Genomic DNA, 16526 nt, shown 5'->3' with positions numbered 1-16526 from the left:
CCCCCATGCAGGTCCTGGCCGACCGGTTCGCCCGCGGTGAGATCGACGAGGAGGAGTACCGGCGCCGCCTGGCCACGCTGCGCGGCTCCGACGCCGACCCGCACAGCCCCGAGGACGGCCGCGCCGGGCCACCGCGCTCTCAGCCACAGGCCCGGCACCGGTGACAGGCGGACGAACGGCATGGGAGCGGCATGGGTGCCGATCGTGGTCGGCGTGCTGGTCGTGGCGGCCATGATCTACGACACGGCACGGCTGATCACCACCGGGGAAAGCCGATGCCCACCGCTGTCCCGGGTGCGGGGACACCGCGCGGCGCTGGAGGCCGCCCAGCGATGGGCACCGGCCTGTGGCCGCACGGCCGGATCGACGCGGCCACGTATCAGCACAGGATGAGTGCCGTAGCCCACGGACATCGCACCCCCGTGCAGCACCCACCGGCGAAGAAACGTTAAGGACGCACTCTTATGGAAGCGCCAGTGCCCGCTGGACCGGTGGCGCGTTGCGGATCTCACCCGCCAGGAGCAGGTCGGCTCCGCTTAGGATGACGCCGTGAGCCCGATCAAGCCGACGCCGTCTGCACGGCCCCGTCGCCGGCAGCGGCGGACGCCGGCACTGCTGGTGCTCACCGTGCTGATCGGGCTGCTGGGCATGCACGGCCTGGCTCTTGCCAATCCTGTGCCGGGCGGGCACACCGGGTCCCACACCTCGCACATGGCGCCGGCCGAGACCGGCGGGCCGCATGCATGCCACGACGGCGGCGGCGTGGACGGCCATGGCGCCCACGCCCATCAGATGTGTTCCTCCGGGGCCCTTCCCGGCTCGGCCGCCGTCCCGGCGCTGACCGTTTCGGTGACCGGCGATCCCGTCACGACAGCGCCCCCCATCACCCGGGTGCCCCACGAGCCTGCCGGGGGACGTGGCCCGCCCTCGCTCGCCGAACTCCAACTCCTGCGGATCTAGGCAACTCCCGCGGCGCGCGCCTTTCCCCACCGGCGTGCCGCCGTGCACAGCCATGCCCTGATCCCCTCCACTCCTGGAGTTCCCCAGTCATGACCCTGAGCCGTTCCCTTTCCCGCCGTGCTGCCCTGGCCGCTGTCGCTGCTGCCGCCGCGCTCGTCCTTGCCGCCTGCAGCAGTACCGACCACGCCGGAGGGACCCACCCCACCCCCGCTGCTGCCACCGCCTCCGCATCGGCCTCGACCTCGGCCGGCCAGCACAACCAGGCCGACGTCACCTTCGCGCAGCAGATGATCCCGCACCACCGCCAGGCCGTCGCCATGGCCGAGATGGCTGCGACCCACGCCTCCTCCGGTGAGGTCAAGTCCCTCGCGGACAAGATCAAGCAGGCGCAGGACCCGGAGATCAACACCATGTCCGGCTGGCTGACGGCCTGGGGCAAGGACGTCCCGCAGGACATGGGCGGCATGGACCACGAGATGCCCGGCATGGCCCACGGCGACGCCTCGTCCATGCCCGGCATGATGGGCAGCGATCAGATGGGCGACCTGGACGGCGCCTCCGGCAAGGTCTTCGACACCATGTTCCTGACCATGATGATCGAGCACCACCAGGGCGCGATCGACATGGCCAAGACCGAGAAGGACCAGGGCGCTTACGCCGCCGCCAAGGCTCTGGCAGGCGACATCGTCACCGCCCAGACCGCGGAGATCACCCAGATGCGCAAGATACTCGACGCCGGCTGACCCGCAGCCACCGCGGGGGGCGGCACGCCCGTGCCGCCCCCCGCTCACGCACGCTTCCCGGCCACCTCGAACGACGGACATCTGGTGATCACGACTTCCCAGCCTCCGCCGTCATCGCCCTTTGGTTGATCCCAGCCAAGAACCAGTAGGCCAAAGCGGACACCCGCCCGCACCAGAAAGGAGACCAGCGTGTACGACCCCTACGAGCTGAGCCCGGGTGTGCCCTCCGTCGAGGTCTTCCGCCGGCTGCGCACCGAGGCCGGCCTCTCGGACAAAGCCCCCGAGGCGGTTGAGCTTGCCCTGCCCAACACCTGGTACGGCGTACTCGTCCACCACGAGGGGCAGCCCATCGGCATGGGCCGCATCATCGGTGACGGCGGCACCGCGTTCCAGATCGTCGACGTATGCGTTCACCCCGAACACCAAGGACGTGGCCTCGGGACTTCCCCGCGCTGGTGGCGACTTCATGGGAACTGGCGACGGCGAGCACGTAGCGACCCCGCGCGCTTCGAGCGCGCCCCGCAGCTTCGGGTTGCCGCCGTAGACCTCGTCGCCTGCGACCCAGCTCACGCGGTGCCCGACGTCCAGGAACCGACCGATCATGCGGACGGCCAGTTCCGGTTTGGTGGCGAAGACGGTCTGGTCGCCGAGTCCGGCGGCCGGCAGCGATCCGGGTCGATGGTCCACGAGCGCGGTACGTACAGCTCACGGTCCACCGCCGCGTGCCCGCGTCGGCCCGCGTAGACGAGGTAGACCGCGACCTGGGAGTTCTCGATTCTGCCCGCCGTGCTGGTGTACTGACGCTGGACCCCGACGGTGCGGGTGCCCTTCTTCAGGTCTCCGGTTTCGTCGACCACCGGGACTGCGTCGTCGTCGTGCAGGTGCTCCACCACATACTCCCGCACATCATCGCGCAGGGCGTCGGCATCCCATCGGGCCCGGCCGAGCAGGTGCTGCATGCCGTCCGGGGTGTCTTCTCCGGCCCACTCGGCGATGCTCCAACAGTTTTTGCGTGGCAGGTCCGACAGCAGCCCCAGCATCAGATCCCGTACCCGACGCCGGGGTTCAACCCGGGCGAACCGGCCGGCTATCCGGCTCATCAGGCCCTCGAACGCTTCCTGCCAGCGAGCAGGGTTCACGCTGTGACCTGCAGCCATCGCAAGATCGTTAGTCTTCATCCACCGATGATCAGCGGTGGCCCGCAGCCTTCCCGCAGCCGACCCACGAGCAAGATCACGGTCTATGGCTGGAGGTCGCGTTGGTACCAAGTGCCTGACTTGCCGCCGAGATCGGCCGGGGTGGCAGGGCCAACCGAGACGAACCCGGCCTTGGCCAAGACTTTCTGGGACGCGGCGTTGTCGTGGGAGGTGGCCGCTCGCAGTGTGAGCAGGCCGTGCATCGCCTCCGCCATCCGGCACAGCTCCCGGACGGTTGCGGTCGCCACGCCGCGGCCGGCGACCCGCTCCGCGACCCGGTAGCCGAGTCTGGCAGTGCCGTCCTCCAAGTCGTACAGGTTGAACCTGCCGAGTACCGAGCCGTCCTCGGCGACGAGCACGTAGAAGGCGCAGATGCCGGCCTCCTGCTCGGCCAGCGAGGCGTTGTACCGGTCGGTGAACTGGACGAAGAAGTCGTCGCCGCGCTCGGAGATCGAGGCAGCGAAGTAGGCGCGGTTCGCCAGCTCGAAGGCCAGGACCGCCGGGGCGTGGCCAGCATGCAGCGGCTTCAGCTTGGGCATTGCCCGACCTTACCCAGATGGTCCGCTGAGGCCACCTGGTTTTGCATACAGCTCCAAGACCAGGGCACATAACGATCTACGACTGGAGTATTAGGCTCCATTCTGATTCCCCTGCCGAGGGACCCTCAGTCGTTCGATGAGGCCATGAAAGCGCTGTCCGACGGCTGACCCCGCGGCGGCGTGTGCGATGTTCGAGAGGTGCACTTCTGGCAACCACGCGGAGGGTGATCTGGATGAGCGGGTTGTTGGGTTCTATGAGCGGCTGCGCTCGCGGTTCCCGGATCGCCCGCCCTGTGCCGTGGACTCTCCGTGGATGTCGACGCCGTTGGCGGTCGGCATTGACCACGTGGTCATGAATCTGAGCCTCTCGTCCAGGAGCGACATGGCGCTCAAAGCGATCGAGGAGCTCGCAGCGGAGTTCCGCCTGGTCATCTGGGATCCACAGTCCCAGGACGCTCATCTGCCAGCGCGATGACGCTCCATAATACAAACCGGCCGCAACTCGTACCCAAGAGGTTCAGATGCTCTATCGGAGCCCTGCTGACTTTTGTGCCGAGTACGCCAGAGCGCACAACCGCGACAGAACTGATGGGTTCGGCGCCGTGACCATACTGGAAGAGGTGACCGTCGTCAGCGAGACCCCGGAGGCGGCGCGAATCGAGGCACGCTGGTTCTCATCTGGCCACGACCCGGACTCCGGGTACTACGACGTTTTTGAGCGCACCGCCTTCGTCCTGGTCAAGCAGGATGGCGGGTGGCGCCTGCACTCCGAAGAAGATCTCGGTTACGAGTGACAACTGACCGGCGTCTCCGGCCCTGCACTGCGCACGCCTATGTCACCGCCGTCACCGACCCGCTTGCCGACCGGGCTCCCGGCTTGCTGAAGATCGGCTTGGTTGAGGGCGAACCAGACTCACACGTCCCCATGGGCGTAGCCACCCATCGCCACGTCGCCGCAGCACGCTTCCCAGAACCTGTCGTGTACGGATGCGGACTCGTCGAGAACGGAGATGAGCTCGCGAATCTCGTCCGCCGCTTCCTGTCGCCTCTCCTCTTCGTCCTCCCCGAAAAACGGGAAACGAGCGATCACTGCCGCGACACATTGGTGGAGGGGGGACCTGCTGGGCTCCCCAGTGAGAGACATGACGGCTCGTCAGGACGTGCCGCTGGTTGGTCGAGGCATGTCAGCAGATGAAGGACGGGTTGCGTGTCAGCGCCGTCCTTGGACGGGTGGTTAACGGACGCCGAGGATGTGAACAGTGCGGCTGAACCGCAACGGCTGGTCAGGGGCTGAGTTCCAGCTCCGGCACCCGCGATAGCCGTATAAAAGCCCCCCAACTCGCGCTTCGCTCATGTCACTTGACCGTCCTCATCGCAGGGCGGGAAGTTCACCTGCGTTCGCGAGCATCTGCGGCCATGAGCAACCTCAGTCGCCGCATCTTCATCCTAGGCGGGCTCACCACCGCGAGCGTCGCAGCGCTCCAACTCGGGGCGATGGCCCAGCCAGCCGCCGCCTCTACCCCCTTCCCCTTCACGCTCGGTGTCGCCTCCGGCGAACCGGACGACAACAGCGTGGTTCTCTGGACGCGTCTGGCTCCCACACCGACCAACGCGGACGGTCAGGGCGGCATGCCCAACGCCGACGTCGCCGTCGACTGGCAGGTGTCGGCCAACCAGAACTTCACCACCCTCATCAGCTCAGGCACGTTCACCGCGCGCTACGCACAAGCCCATGCGGTGCACGTGCTGGCCGGTGGACTCGCTCCCGACTCGGAGTACTACTACCGGTTCCGGGCCCAGGGATTCATCTCCCCGGTGGGCCGGACCCGCACCGCGCCGGCTCCGAACACGGTCGGGCGAGACTTCATGATGGCCTTTGCCTCGTGCGCCCACTACGAGCAGGGCTACTACACCGCCTACCGACGCATGGCCGACGACCGCCCCGACCTGATCCTGCACCTGGGCGACTACATCTACGAGAGTGGCGCCACCGCCGGCGCCGTGCGTCAGCACCTCGGCAGCGAGATCGTGTCGCTGGCCGACTACCGCCGCCGCTACGCGCTCTACCGCAGCGACCCCGACCTGCAGGCCGCGCACGCGATCGCGCCCTGGCTGGTCGTGCCGGACGACCACGAGGTGGAGAACAACTACGCCAACATGGTCCGCGCCGACAGCAGTCCGGTGCTGACGGCGGCCCAGTGGACGGCGCGTCGCACCGCCGCGTACCAGGCCTACTTCGAGAACATGCCGCTGCGGGCCGCCGCGACGCCCTCCGGCAACACCATCCAGCTCTACCGCCGGGTCCGCTGGGGCACCCTCGCCACATTCCACATGCTCGACACCCGCCAGTTCCGCGACGACCAGGCCTGCGGCGACGGGATGAAGGTCTGCGCCGACGCCGATCTACCGGCCCGTTCGATCACCGGCGCGAACCAGGAGGCATGGTTGCTCGACGGACTCGGCCAGCACCTGAGCACCTGGGACCTCATAGGCCAGCAGGTCTTCTTCGCCCGCAACGTCAACTCGGCGGGTGCGATGAACATGGATGCCTGGGACGGGTACCGGGCCAGCCGGGCGCGGATCCAGCAGGGCATCATCGACCGCGGCGTACGCAACCCGGTCGTCCTCACCGGTGACGTGCATACGGCATGGGCCAACGACCTCAAGGCCGACTATGCCAATCCGTCGTCGGCGACGATCGGCTCCGAGCTCGTCTGCACCTCCATCACCAGCACCGGCAACGGAAGCGCCACCACGACGATCCCCAACGGATCGCTCAACCCGCATCTGCGCTTCTACTCCGAACGGCGCGGCTACGTCCGTACGCACATCACGCCGTCGCAGCTCACAGCCGACTTCCGGTCGGTGGCGACGGTGACCGAACACGGCGCGCCGGCGACCACCTCCCGGACCTTTGTCATCCACGACGGAAAGCCGGGGTTGGCCGATGCGTAAGCTCTCCGTACTCGGCGCAGCCGTCGCCGGCCTGGTCGCCGTCCTCGCCATGGTCGCCCCGGCCTCGGCGGCGGGTCCCTCGTCCTGGACGACCGCGAACAGCGACTCCGCCGGTGACCAGGACACCGCCTCGATCGCGGCCAACCGCCTCGGCGACGTCGCGGTGGTGTGGGAGGACGACCGCGACTCGACCAGCCCGGGCGACAACGCGCACAGCGACGTGTGGGTGCGGATGTACCGCAACGGCGTCTCGGCCTACGAGAAGAAGCTCTCGGCCGGCGGGACCACGGGCGTGGCCTGGCGGCATCTCCAACCCGACGTGGGACTCGACGACCGGGGCAACGCCGTCGTCGTGTGGGCGGAGGACCCGGACGGCAACGGGTTCTACAACATCACCTACCGTGTGCTGTCCCCGGCCGGCGCGCTCCTCGGCTCCGGCCAGGCCAACGCGAGCGCCGACGGCCAGCAGATCCATCCGCGCGTCGCGGTCGATCCGGACGGCGCGCCCAACAGCACCACGGCGGTGGCGTTCTCCGTGGTGTGGGAGGACATCCAGGGCACCGCGGCGGCGACGGTGAAGGCGGCCGGGTTCACCGGGACCACGACCAAGGCCTACGAGGTGACGGTCAACGCGGCCGGCGGCGCGCACCACAACCCGGACGTCGCGACCTCCGCCTCGGGCGACGCCGTCGTCGTCTGGGACGAGGACACCGACAACGACGGCGTCTACCAGATCGGTCTGGTGAAGCTGGCCAAGGCGAACGGGGCGGTCACGCTCAGCCGCCGCAGTGCCAACAGCCTCGGCGACGGGCAGCAGCAGCGCCCGGTCGTAGCTGCCGACTTCAACGGCGACTTCGCCGTGGCGTGGGAATCCGATCACACCGGGACCCGTGGCGTCTGGGCCCGATCGTTCACCGCGACCGGCACCGCCGGCTCGGCCGAGGTCGAGGTCTCCAGCGGAGCCGGAGCGGGCAACCCCACCGTCGGCATCGACGACCAGCGCGACGCCGTGGTCGGCTGGAGCGTCGCCGGCACCGAGCCGGCGGTCTGGGCCCGGGGCCTGAACCCCGACGGCACCTTCACCGGCCGGTTGCCGGCCCAGTCCGTCAGCCAGGTCACGACCGGTCGGCAGGAGCAGCTCTCGCTGGCTTCCTCCCCGTTCGGCACACTCTCCATGTCGTACACCGATGACAACGACGGCAACACCTTCGACCAGGTCCTGCTGAGTCTGGGGGCGACCAACTCGGACTGGTGACGTCCTTTCGATCCGCGGACGTCCACCGGGCCACCCCGGGTGGGGAGATCCGGCAGCCGGTTCCGGAACCGCGCAAGAACGCGGTCCTGCGGCACCGCTGCCGGATCACCTCCGCGGAGCGGCCCGGAATCGGCTGTGCCTGTCGCGGCCTTCAGGAGTCGCCGCGACCCCATCGCCAAGCGCTCGGTTCCAGGCCTGCTCTCGGCGATCGACCGGAACGTCGAGCTAGAGGTGGAGACCAAGTGGTACGACCACAGACCGACGTTTCGAGGCCTGACCGGTGTCCTGTACGACGTCGAGGGCAAGGAGACGGTCAGCGGCAATCCGGTACTGCTGAAGAACGCGACGGCCGGGACCTGGAAGGTGTACGTCGTCGCCTATGCGAAGAACGGCGAATACGCCTATTCCGGCCCCTTCTCCCGCCTCCGCATCCAGCGAAACTCACGCCTGACGGTGAACGCCTCACCCGAGCCGGTCCGCAAGGGCAAGACCATCACCGTCACGGGCAAGCTGACCCGAGCCAGTTGGTGGGACGATCTGGAGTACCACGGCTACACCGGCCAGCCCGTCAGGCTACAGTTCCGCAAGCGGGGAACGAGCACGTACGCCACGGTCCGGACCGCATACAGCGACTCCCACGGCAACCTCAAGTCCACCGCGAAGGCCGCTGTGGACGGCTACTGGCGCTACTACTTCGCTGGAACGTCGACCACCCCGGCAGTTAGGGCCGCCGGAGACTACGTCGACGTCCGCTGACACCAGGACGCTTGTGAAATCCTGCCTCACTCACCGAGGCATGCGAAGCGCTGAGGAACGTGCTGCGCATCGCTGTGTCCCGCGGTGCGCGGCTGCCGACGTACGACCGTGGCAGCGGCTCGCCCCAGTTCTACAGCGGCTCGGCGGCTACTTGGGCTCTCCCGGTAGCCGGCAAAGTACTGGAGAGGGCGTTTGCCTGACTACGGGAAGACCGTCCTCGTCAGCGGTTTCCACGACGACCGCTACGGATCACCCCCGTCTGCGCGGGGATAGCCGGGTGGAGATCCCGGTGACCTCTACGACCCGCGGACGACCCTTGCCTGCGGGGGAAGGACGCTGCTCGAGCCGCGCCGCGTGGCGTACTGCCGGACCACCCCCACCTGTGCGGGAAGGATTCCGGCGAGCTCTGGAGCCTCCGCATTGCCGACTTCGCGTCCGACCTGACCTCGATACGGATCACCCGCCGCCCCCGGAAACGGGACCAGGCCGTCGACCCGGTGGTGGAGGACGTTCAGCTCTCCGATCCCACCCGCGCGGCCCTGCACGCCTGGCTCACCGCCTGTGAGGCTCTGGGCGCCATGGCCGACTGCACCGTAGACGCGCCGCTGGAGTACTAGCGGCTCGTGGCCGGCGACTGCGCGCCGGCACGCGGCCCGCTTACGACCGGAAAGACCCTGGAGAACCAGACCACCGCGCTGGTCTCCGCCCTGCCCGAACACCGAAAATCGCGTCTGCCACCCGACGACATTTCCCCCTCAACGACTCCTCATCGGTCAATCGCTGGTGAGACGTCTGGCCGACCGCCCCTACGGGTGCGTGTCCGTGATCGCGATGACCTCGTCAAGGCGGTCCAGGGCGGCCTGCAGGTCGTCGATCTTGCCCTGGATGCGCTCACGCTCGGCGCGCAGCATGGCTCGCTGCTGGGCGTCGGTGTGCCCGGCGACCCAGCACGGAAGGAGTTCGCTGATCCTTCGGCTGGTCAGGCCGGCGGCGAACATCTGCTGGAAGAAGCGGACCAGGAGGATGGCGTCCTGCCGGTACAGGCGCTGGCCGGACGGGCTGCGCTCCGCGATGAGCAGCCCCTGCTGCTCGTAGTAGCGCACGGCGCGTACCGAGACGCCGGCACCCCGTGCCACCTCGCCGATGCGGATCAACCGCTCGGCCGCGGCCGCTGTAACGGTCATGGTGATTCCTCTCACCCCTGGCCCTGAGGACCAGCACTTGCCTCTGACGTCAACGTCAGGTTCTAGCGTACCGGGCATGGATATCAACAACTCCGTCGCCCTTGTCACCGGAGCCAACCGCGGCCTGGGCCGCGCCTTCGCCCAGCGCCTGCTCGAACGCGGCGCCCGCAAGGTCTACGCGACGGCCCGCCGACCTGAGACCGTGGACCTGCCCGGGGTCGAGGTGCTGGCCCTTGACATCGCCGATCCCGCATCCGTGAGGGCCGCCGCCGAGGCCGCCCCGGACGTATCGCTGCTCATCAACAACGCGGGAATCTCTACGGGGACCGACCTGGTGACCGGTTCGCTGGACGCGGTGCGGCACGAGCTGGAGACCAACATGTTCGGCCACCTGGGAATGATCCGGGAGTTCGCGCCGGCGCTCGCCGGGAACGGCGGGGGCGCGATCGTCAACGTCCTCTCCGCCATGTCGTGGTTCGGGGGCAAGGGCGCCAATGCCTACCACCTGACCAAGGCCGCCGCCTGGGCCATGACCAACGGCGTCCGCCTGGAGCTCGCCGAGCAGGGCACGCTCGTCACAGCGGTACACCTCGGCTTGGCCGACACCGACATGGCCGCGGGCTGGCCCGTGGACAAGATCGCGCCGCCGGACCTGGCCGACGCGGCGCTCGACGGAGTCGAGGCGGGCTCCGCCGAGGTCCTCGCCGACCAGTGGAGTCGGGACGTCAAGTCCCGTCTTCCGCTGACGCCCGAAGAGTTCAACGCCGCAATGGACCGCGCCCTGGCGGCGCTGATGGCGGCCTGAGGGTCCCCTCGGACCGCACGGACCTCGGTCGGCTGCTTCTCGATCGGCCTCTCGAACTCCACCAACTGAACCGTTCCGGGTTCGGCAGTGCTCGGTGCCCGCCTGCTGGAGCGGCGATCCGCAGCCGCTCCGGCAGGACTCGACCTGATCAGCAGTCCGCCCTCCGGGGTCAGTGGGCGAGCAGGGTGTCGAGCCAGTCGAAGGCGCGCTGGTGGAAGAGGGAGATGGCACCCTCGTGGCAGTGCTCGCCGGCGCCTTCGTCCTCGCGGAAGAGGATCAGTTCCTTCTGGCAGGTCAGCTCACCGACGAGGCGCTTGGGCTGGCCCTGGAAGAACTGGTCGTTCTCGGCGTCGAGGACGAGTGTCGGGCAGGTGATGCGGTCGGTGATGCCGGCCATGGTGTAGGCCTCGCTGGCCTTGACGAGCTCGTCGAAACCGGAAACACCCAAGGCCCACCGGCTGTTGCGCACCACCCAGCGTACCTGGGTGTCCCGCGCCATCATCTCCTCGATGCCGCCGGGCGTCGCAGCGGCGCGGGCGGCCAGCGCCTTCACGACTTCGTGGAAGTCGTAGACACCGTCGTGCAGAACGCACGCTGCGATGCGGTGTTCGAAGGCGGCCGCCCTGGCGGCGAGGTAGCCGCCGAGGCTCGTGCCGATCAGTACGAGTTTCTCGGCGTCCAGCTCGGGCACGGTGAGCGCGAAGTCGACGGCCGGGGTGACCACGGCCTCCCAGTCGGGCCGGAAGTGCAGGCCCTGGTCGCGGACGGTGCTGCCCTGGCCGGGGCCGTCGAAGGTGAGGACGTTGTAGCCGCGCCGCAGCGCGCCCGCGGCCAACGCCAGGTAGTTCTCCTCGAGGGTGGAGTCGTACCCGCCGTGGTAGATCAGGGTCGGGCGCGGGGTCCCCGAGTCGTCGGCGAAGAACAGGTAGCCGGGCAGCGCGGTGTCCTCGTAGGGGATACGCACCGCGCGGGCCGGGGTGCCGAGCAGGCCGGCCGCGTCGGCGAACGTCTGCTGCGAGGCCCTGGCCAGCCGCGCCGACTCGGCGTCGTCGGCGGGGTTCTCCCGGCGGTAGAAGTCAGCGGTCCGGTAGTAGTTGGACGCGCGCAGCAGGGCTTCGCGGGCGCTGACCCGGTGACCGGCGGCCAGCGCGTCCCGGCCGATGCGCTCGACGCGCGCCGCCGTTGCGCCCCACCGGGCCGACCAGGCTTCCTCGTCTCCCTCGGGGATCTTCCGGCACGTGACCAGGACCTCACCCAGGTCGGCGCCGCCGTAGGCGGCATAGCCCGCGGCCCGCAGCGCCTCGAGGGAGAAGGACTCGTCGTCGTAGAGGAACTTCATCTCCGGCTCCCTTCCCTGAGGGAACGGAACGGCACCGTTCCATCTAGCTCCGACCGTAGCACATGGAACGGTGCCGTTCCGTTCGCTATGCTCGTGAGCGTGGCAGTGCAGCAGAAGAAGGGCCGGCCGGTGTCCGGCGGGGCGGTCCTGCGCGAGCGGGTGACCGAGGCGATCACCGAAGCGGCCTTCGGCGAACTCGCCGATGCCGGGTATGCACGGTTGTCGATGGTTGCGGTGGCCCGGCGTGCCGGGGTGGGCAAGGCCGCGCTCTACCGACGCTGGCCCTCGAAGCAGGCAATGATCACAGAGTTGATCCGCAGCAAGGTCACCGAAACGCTCCCCCGCACTCCGGCTACCGGCGACCTGCACACCGACCTGCGCGAACTGCTCGCGGCTTACCGCAGCCAACTGGCCAATCCGCTGCTCGCCCTGATCGGGGCCGAACTGCTCGCCGAATCCCGCCGCGACAGCACCCTGGCGACCATGCTTCACACGGAAGTGGCCGCGCCGCGGCGGCTCGCGGCACGCGCGATCCTGCAAGACGCGATCGACCACGGCGAACTCCCGCCCACGCTGGACATGGAACTCGCCACCGACCTGCTCATCGCGCCTCTCGTCTTCCGCATGGTGCTCATCGACGAGCACAGCGACGACGACTACCTCGAAACACTGACAGCCGCCACCCTCGCAGCCCTGAAGGCGGCCGTCCGCCGGCCCTGACCGTCAGGGCGGCCCGGCGACGGGCGCCAGGCTGTCCCACGTGCGGGGCTGGTGGTGAGCGATCCGCTCACCACCGCAGCGTCTGCACACGGTTCACCGCCGTCATGCCGGGCCCCTCCACGTGGTACGGATCGGACCCGGGCAGCCTCGGAACCGGCCCTCGCACGTCATCGGCGACAAAGGTCTCCAGCTTCCCGGAACCTGCGCGACGACTGCGCGGTGCGGTGCAGAAGCCGGGCGGGCGAGAAGCTGGACGCGTTCAGCAAGCTGGGCGCGCGGCCCCGGTTCTCCTCGCGCCGCTCTGCCTCGAGCCGATGCGAGATGGCGGGGCCCCGATTACTGCATGATCGTGCGTGGCAGGTGCCTCGGGTCGGCCAGGCAGTAGTAGAACTGGAGGACGTGGCCCCGCCCAATCTGGATCTGTGTGGGCTCGTAAGCGAGCGGATACGCGCCCGGGTCCGCCTCGACAAGCTCTCGGAGCTCCACCGCGGTCCAGCTTCCGCCACCGAACCGCGCTCGCCGCCGTCGACCGTCAGCAGCACTCAACCGGGCCGCCGCACTCGCCGCAGCACAGCTCATCGTCGGGTTCCGCCAGGTCCCGGAAGGTGAACTCCGCCGGCCAGCCGCCCGCCTTCCAGCCGCCCGCCTTCCAGCCGGGCGCGACGGGGACAGCTCCCACTGGTACTCCAGGGACGCTCGCTTCGACAGCCGTTCCCACTCTGCGTCTGTCAGATCGCCGCGCCCCATGTCCACATCAACGACCCGGACATCACGTAGTCACATGATCGGCCGGACAGCTCCCAGTACTGCAGGTCAGCTGCTGCAAGAGGCCGCCCTCACCGGTCAACTGGAGGCCGCTCGCGCGGGCCCGATCGACCAGCTGCCCGATCAACTGGTCGTTCAGCAGATCCGCCGACAGCTCGACCGGGCGGACCTCTTCAACCGCCTCGACAGAGGCAGTCACGTCGCTCATCAGGTGTTCTTCCTTGATCGGGAGTTACACCGCTTTTTTGCAGTCCCCAGGCGGCGGCTTGGGCAGCCGGGCGGGCAGCGGGCCGAGCCAGGGTGCGAGCCAAGACGCGCTTTCCCGGGTACTCCGCAGGCCTGGTTGCGGCGTGTGAGTTGCGGCCGAACGAAGCACCGGAAGGGGGAAACCCTGAGTTCCTCCACTCGGGCTACCACCATGGAGACGACGTTCATTGGTTGGTTCCCTTGTTGGTATGGCAGACAATCGGCGTCCCACGGCGCTTCTTCTCGATCGACTCCCCTTGGTGACCAGTCTCGTAGGAGCCTCGGTATGGCGTGATGCGGCGAAGGGGTCGGTGCTGCTCCCGGTTGCCCTGGCAAGACTCGTCCTGGGCCTCAGGACGCATCGGGGGCTACTCATCCTGCGCGGGGGCTGCGGTGTGGTACTTGGACTGTTCGGCGCGGCGGTGGCGTTGTTGGCCGGCCAGGCAACGGGAAACGGGCTGTTATACCCCCTCATCGATGACCATGATTACCAGCACTCGTGGGGTGGACCCACGCTAGTGGGGGCCTGGGCAGCGCATGCAGCTCTCGCGATTCCGGTGGTGCTGGTCGCGCTCGGTGCACTGCGCGGTGTCACGGTTGCCGACCGGGCGCTTGACCGGGGTGCCTCCGGTGAACGAGTTCCGTGGTGGCCGGTCCTGCTGGCCGGGGTACTGGGGGTACTGACGGTACTGCTGGTCACAGCCTGGCTTCACCAGCTATAGAGTCGTCTCATTTGGTGAGTCTGCGATAGAAGATGAGGGTGCAGGCGATGCTGGTGTAGGCCAGGAAGTCAGCGATGCCGTCCCAGGCGTGCGGATGGCTCGATGCCCTTGCGGGCGATGCGGTGGGCGATGCCTCGTTGCCGTAACCATCGTCGCAGGTGAGCGTAGTCGTAGGCGTTGTCCGGTCAGCGCCTGGCTGTCATGTTGTTCGCTCCTGAGATCCCGATAGCGATGACTCGTTTCGCTGCCCATTAGGATTCGGGCCTGTCAGGTCCCTCCTTTCAGGGCCCGCATGTTCACCGAGTCGATCGCGCACCGGCTCCAGTCCAGCTCGCCGCGTGTGCCGAGCTCGTCGAGCATCAGGCGGTGCAGTTTCGCCCACACCCGGGCCTTGGTCCATTCCGTGAACCGGCGATACGCAGTCGCTCCCGACGGCCCGAACGACGGCGCCGGCAACTGCTGCCACGTGCAGCCCGACGTCGCCACGAACACGATGGCCGCCAGCACTTCCCGATCCCCGTGCCGTCGCCGGCCACCGCCTTGCGGCCTGGTCGGTGCAGGCGGTACCACCCGTTGCAACAAGGCCCACAACTCATCCGGCACCAGCCGCTCAACGATCCCCACGCTCGCAGACTACCGAGCCGATTGAGATGCCTTCTTTGGCCCGCCTGGAGTTCCGCCTCGGGGTGGCACTCCTCGCACGGCGAGACGATGTCCACCTCCAGCGCCGCAAGCGCCTCCTGCCGGGTGAGTGTCCCCCCGGAAGCCTGCGAGCAACGCGCCCGGTGCAGGATGCCGTGCCCGCCACCCTCCAACGGCACGTGCGCGAGCTTCCACCCCGCCGCCAGCTACCGTCCGGCTGGCTCTGCCGACACCCGGCCCGGCACGCGGATGGCCTCCGGGGACCACCTGTACCGCCGCCAGTAGTGCACCGGCCACCCGTCGTCCTCGAGGAAACAGACCCTCATCAGCAGCGTGACGCGCCCGTCGGCGTGCTTGAACTTCACGAACACGGTCGCCTGATGCCGGTGGCCGCCGACTCGCACCTCCACCCGAGGCCGCCGGTCCGACGGGTAGGCCTCGACGTCCGCCCCGGGCACGCCCGTCGGCAGGTCCCCGTGGTGGACGCGCACTACATCGCTGTCGTATGCGGATCACGGCCCCGCCGGAGCACGAGGAGTTTCCCGCCCCGAGGGTTTCGGAGACGTCTGCGAGGTAAGGCGACCAGCCGGAGCCGCTGGTTTCGCCCCCCGTTCGGGCGGTTCCCCGAGAGGCTCCCCCCTCTCGGCGGTCACGCCTTGCAAGCCGGGGCCTGCTCCACTCAGGCCCCGGCCGGCGAGGAGGTTACATGGACGAGATGACCCGCATGCACCGCCCTGGCGAGAAAGTCCCCGCCAGCGGCATCTACGAATGCACCTGCGGTCAGGGCCACCGCTTCACCATCACGAGCACAAACGTGCAGGGCCACACCTTCCCGCCGGTACCGGAAAACTGCTCCGGAGTCGGCTGGAACCTGCTGATGCCCGCCCGCGCGGAGCGCAGCCCATAAGACAGCCGATGCGCCCGTCTGGCCGTGCGGGGCCAATGCAAGCGGTCAAGGCGGGCCTCAGACGCGGTCCCGTCAAACGCTGACCCGCCTGCCGCGGCAGGACCGCCACCCTTAGGAACGACCATGCGCATCAACAGCATCACCGCCCGCCGGGTCGCAGCCGCCGCCCTCGCGGCACCTATCCTCGCGCTCGTCGGGGTCGGCACGGCCGCTGCCGCGCCACAGCAGACCGCCACCGCCACCGCCACCCACCAGTCCGTCGTCGACCACGGCGGCTGCTGGGGTTACGGCTGCGGCTACGGCGGATACGGATACGGCGGCTATGGCTACGGACCCGGATTCGGGTACGGACCTGGCTATGGCTATGGATACGGACCCGGCTACGGCAACGGCGTCATAGTGATTCTCGGGTAACCGCACGGCTGGAACCTCATGATCCCCGCCCGCGCGGAGCGTAGCCCGTAGACCCCCAAGCAGCCCGCCCGGTTACGTGGTGAGTGCCGGGCGGGCGCCCCACGCGGCCCCGCCGGCGCGTCCTTCCCAACCCTCGGCGGGGCCGCCCTACTGCCCGGGGCCCTCGGCCGACGCCACGCGCCCGCGCCCCGCCAACTTCACGCCTCGCCCCAGAGCCGCATCTGCTTTGCTGCGCGCCATCGTGGCGGGGCTCACTCACGCGTCCCGGACCGTACGGTCTCTAACGCCCCCGGCACTGACCGGCCAGATGAGCATGCGGACGGGCGGTTCACCGGCGTGTCCTCGGGTACCCGATGGTCCTGCCGTGAGGGACAACCG

18 protein-coding genes and 5 pseudogenes are annotated in these 16526 nt (G+C 68.8%); 14 read left to right on the top strand and 9 right to left on the bottom strand.

Features of this window, described 5'->3' with window-relative positions:
• Positions 1–5 precede the first annotated feature (5 nt).
• The 5 genes and pseudogenes from PV341_RS35580 to PV341_RS35560 form a co-directional block, all read left to right on the top strand.
• Positions 6–164, top strand: coding sequence for an SHOCT domain-containing protein (locus PV341_RS35580; protein WP_500359976.1), 159 nt, complete (start codon positions 6–8; stop codon positions 162–164).
• A gap of 31 nt (positions 165–195) precedes the next feature.
• Complete coding sequence (locus PV341_RS35575; protein ID WP_500332067.1) at positions 196–393, top strand: hypothetical protein; 198 nt, start codon at positions 196–198, stop codon at positions 391–393.
• Positions 394–549: 156 nt separating this feature from the next.
• Positions 550–960 (top strand): DUF6153 family protein, encoded by a 411-nt coding sequence (locus PV341_RS35570; RefSeq protein WP_500359975.1) that lies wholly within the window; start codon positions 550–552, stop codon positions 958–960.
• A gap of 89 nt (positions 961–1049) precedes the next feature.
• Positions 1050–1703, top strand: coding sequence for a DUF305 domain-containing protein (locus PV341_RS35565; RefSeq protein WP_500359974.1), 654 nt, complete (start codon positions 1050–1052; stop codon positions 1701–1703).
• Between the two features lie 189 nt (positions 1704–1892).
• Positions 1893–2144 (top strand): annotated as a pseudogene (locus PV341_RS35560) (GNAT family N-acetyltransferase); the annotation flags it as partial.
• Here PV341_RS35560 and PV341_RS35555 read toward each other — a convergent pair.
• Positions 2128–2860: pseudogene (locus PV341_RS35555) on the bottom strand (IS701 family transposase); the annotation flags it as partial. The pseudogenes PV341_RS35560 and PV341_RS35555 overlap by 17 nt on opposite strands.
• 83 nt (positions 2861–2943) lie before the next feature.
• On the bottom strand, positions 2944–3438 hold the full coding sequence (locus PV341_RS35550; protein WP_500359973.1) for a GNAT family N-acetyltransferase: 495 nt from the start codon (positions 3436–3438) through the stop codon (positions 2944–2946).
• A gap of 313 nt (positions 3439–3751) precedes the next feature.
• Between PV341_RS35550 and PV341_RS35545 the strand changes: the two genes are divergently transcribed.
• A complete protein-coding gene (locus PV341_RS35545; protein WP_500332070.1) occupies positions 3752–3913 on the top strand; it encodes a hypothetical protein in 162 nt (53 codons plus the stop codon).
• A 127-nt stretch (positions 3914–4040) separates the two neighbouring features.
• The gene (locus tag PV341_RS35540; protein WP_500332071.1) at positions 4041–4232 is read left to right on the top strand and encodes a hypothetical protein; all 192 of its coding nucleotides are present in this window, start codon (positions 4041–4043) and stop codon (positions 4230–4232) included.
• A 119-nt stretch (positions 4233–4351) separates the two neighbouring features.
• On the opposite strand, the gene PV341_RS35535 is transcribed toward PV341_RS35540, so the two are convergent.
• The gene (locus PV341_RS35535; protein ID WP_500332072.1) at positions 4352–4528 is read right to left on the bottom strand and encodes a hypothetical protein; all 177 of its coding nucleotides are present in this window, start codon (positions 4526–4528) and stop codon (positions 4352–4354) included.
• 326 nt (positions 4529–4854) lie between these two features.
• Here PV341_RS35535 and PV341_RS35530 point away from each other — a divergent pair, with 326 nt between their 5' ends.
• The 3 genes from PV341_RS35530 to PV341_RS35520 all read left to right on the top strand — a co-directional run bounded on the left by PV341_RS35530 (position 4855) and on the right by PV341_RS35520 (position 8404).
• Positions 4855–6393 carry an alkaline phosphatase D family protein gene (locus PV341_RS35530; RefSeq protein ID WP_500332073.1) on the top strand — a complete coding sequence of 513 codons (1539 nt, stop codon included), beginning with the start codon at positions 4855–4857 and terminating at the stop codon, positions 6391–6393.
• A complete protein-coding gene (locus PV341_RS35525) occupies positions 6386–7648 on the top strand; it encodes a hypothetical protein (protein WP_500359972.1) in 1263 nt (420 codons plus the stop codon). The genes PV341_RS35530 and PV341_RS35525 overlap by 8 nt, the downstream gene beginning before the upstream one ends.
• A 231-nt stretch (positions 7649–7879) precedes the next feature.
• A complete protein-coding gene (locus PV341_RS35520; protein ID WP_500359971.1) occupies positions 7880–8404 on the top strand; it encodes a hypothetical protein in 525 nt (174 codons plus the stop codon).
• Positions 8405–9210: 806 nt separating this feature from the next.
• Here the strand turns inward: PV341_RS35520 and PV341_RS35515 are convergent.
• Positions 9211–9588, bottom strand: a complete 378-nt coding sequence (locus tag PV341_RS35515; protein WP_500332076.1) for a MerR family transcriptional regulator — start codon at positions 9586–9588, stop codon at positions 9211–9213.
• Between the two features lie 76 nt (positions 9589–9664).
• On the opposite strand from PV341_RS35515, the gene PV341_RS35510 reads away from it, so the two are divergent.
• Positions 9665–10393, top strand: a complete 729-nt coding sequence (locus tag PV341_RS35510; protein WP_500332077.1) for an SDR family oxidoreductase — start codon at positions 9665–9667, stop codon at positions 10391–10393.
• A gap of 169 nt (positions 10394–10562) precedes the next feature.
• On the opposite strand, the gene PV341_RS35505 is transcribed toward PV341_RS35510, so the two are convergent.
• A complete protein-coding gene (locus tag PV341_RS35505) occupies positions 10563–11732 on the bottom strand; it encodes an alpha/beta hydrolase family protein (protein ID WP_500359970.1) in 1170 nt (389 codons plus the stop codon).
• A 99-nt stretch (positions 11733–11831) separates the two neighbouring features.
• Between PV341_RS35505 and PV341_RS35500 the strand changes: the two genes are divergently transcribed.
• Complete coding sequence (locus tag PV341_RS35500) at positions 11832–12452, top strand: TetR/AcrR family transcriptional regulator (protein ID WP_500359969.1); 621 nt, start codon at positions 11832–11834, stop codon at positions 12450–12452.
• Between the two features lie 532 nt (positions 12453–12984).
• Here the strand turns inward: PV341_RS35500 and PV341_RS35495 are convergent.
• The 4 genes and pseudogenes from PV341_RS35495 to PV341_RS35480 form a co-directional block, all read right to left on the bottom strand.
• Positions 12985–13131 (bottom strand): hypothetical protein, encoded by a 147-nt coding sequence (locus tag PV341_RS35495; protein ID WP_500332080.1) that lies wholly within the window; start codon positions 13129–13131, stop codon positions 12985–12987.
• Positions 13132–13263: 132 nt separating this feature from the next.
• Positions 13264–13425 (bottom strand): annotated as a pseudogene (locus tag PV341_RS35490) (IS256 family transposase); the annotation flags it as partial.
• A gap of 767 nt (positions 13426–14192) precedes the next feature.
• A pseudogene (locus tag PV341_RS35485) lies at positions 14193–14809 on the bottom strand (transposase).
• 59 nt (positions 14810–14868) lie between these two features.
• Positions 14869–15033, bottom strand: a pseudogene (locus tag PV341_RS35480) (DUF6233 domain-containing protein); the annotation flags it as partial.
• 500 nt (positions 15034–15533) lie between these two features.
• Between PV341_RS35480 and PV341_RS35475 the strand changes: the two are divergent.
• Together PV341_RS35475 and PV341_RS35470 are read left to right on the top strand one after the other, a co-directional pair.
• A complete protein-coding gene (locus tag PV341_RS35475) occupies positions 15534–15734 on the top strand; it encodes a hypothetical protein (protein ID WP_500332081.1) in 201 nt (66 codons plus the stop codon).
• 123 nt (positions 15735–15857) lie between these two features.
• A complete protein-coding gene (locus PV341_RS35470) occupies positions 15858–16148 on the top strand; it encodes a hypothetical protein (RefSeq protein ID WP_500332082.1) in 291 nt (96 codons plus the stop codon).
• Positions 16149–16526 lie beyond the last annotated feature (378 nt).

The sequence above is a fragment of the Streptomyces sp. PA03-1a genome, from assembly GCF_033792805.1.
Taxonomy (GTDB): domain Bacteria; phylum Actinomycetota; class Actinomycetes; order Streptomycetales; family Streptomycetaceae; genus Actinacidiphila.
Note: the sequence above shows the minus strand (reverse complement) of the source record. Positions and strands in the feature narration are given on the sequence as shown.

Excerpts from the sequence above, each read along its gene's own strand:
- PV341_RS35470 (WP_500332082.1), top strand. The coding sequence starts at position 15,858 with ATGCGCATCAACAGCATCACCGCCCGCCGGGTCGCAGCCGCCGCCCTC.
- PV341_RS35545 (WP_500332070.1), top strand. The coding sequence starts at position 3,752 with ATGTCGACGCCGTTGGCGGTCGGCATTGACCACGTGGTCATGAATCTG.
- PV341_RS35525 (WP_500359972.1), top strand. The coding sequence starts at position 6,386 with ATGCGTAAGCTCTCCGTACTCGGCGCAGCCGTCGCCGGCCTGGTCGCC.
- PV341_RS35565 (WP_500359974.1), top strand. The coding sequence starts at position 1,050 with ATGACCCTGAGCCGTTCCCTTTCCCGCCGTGCTGCCCTGGCCGCTGTC.
- PV341_RS35580 (WP_500359976.1), top strand. The coding sequence starts at position 6 with ATGCAGGTCCTGGCCGACCGGTTCGCCCGCGGTGAGATCGACGAGGAG.
- PV341_RS35550 (WP_500359973.1), bottom strand. The coding sequence starts at position 3,438 with ATGCCCAAGCTGAAGCCGCTGCATGCTGGCCACGCCCCGGCGGTCCTG.
- PV341_RS35515 (WP_500332076.1), bottom strand. The coding sequence starts at position 9,588 with ATGACCGTTACAGCGGCCGCGGCCGAGCGGTTGATCCGCATCGGCGAG.
- PV341_RS35510 (WP_500332077.1), top strand. The coding sequence starts at position 9,665 with ATGGATATCAACAACTCCGTCGCCCTTGTCACCGGAGCCAACCGCGGC.
- PV341_RS35505 (WP_500359970.1), bottom strand. The coding sequence starts at position 11,732 with ATGAAGTTCCTCTACGACGACGAGTCCTTCTCCCTCGAGGCGCTGCGG.
- PV341_RS35530 (WP_500332073.1), top strand. The coding sequence starts at position 4,855 with ATGAGCAACCTCAGTCGCCGCATCTTCATCCTAGGCGGGCTCACCACC.
- PV341_RS35475 (WP_500332081.1), top strand. The coding sequence starts at position 15,534 with ATGGACGAGATGACCCGCATGCACCGCCCTGGCGAGAAAGTCCCCGCC.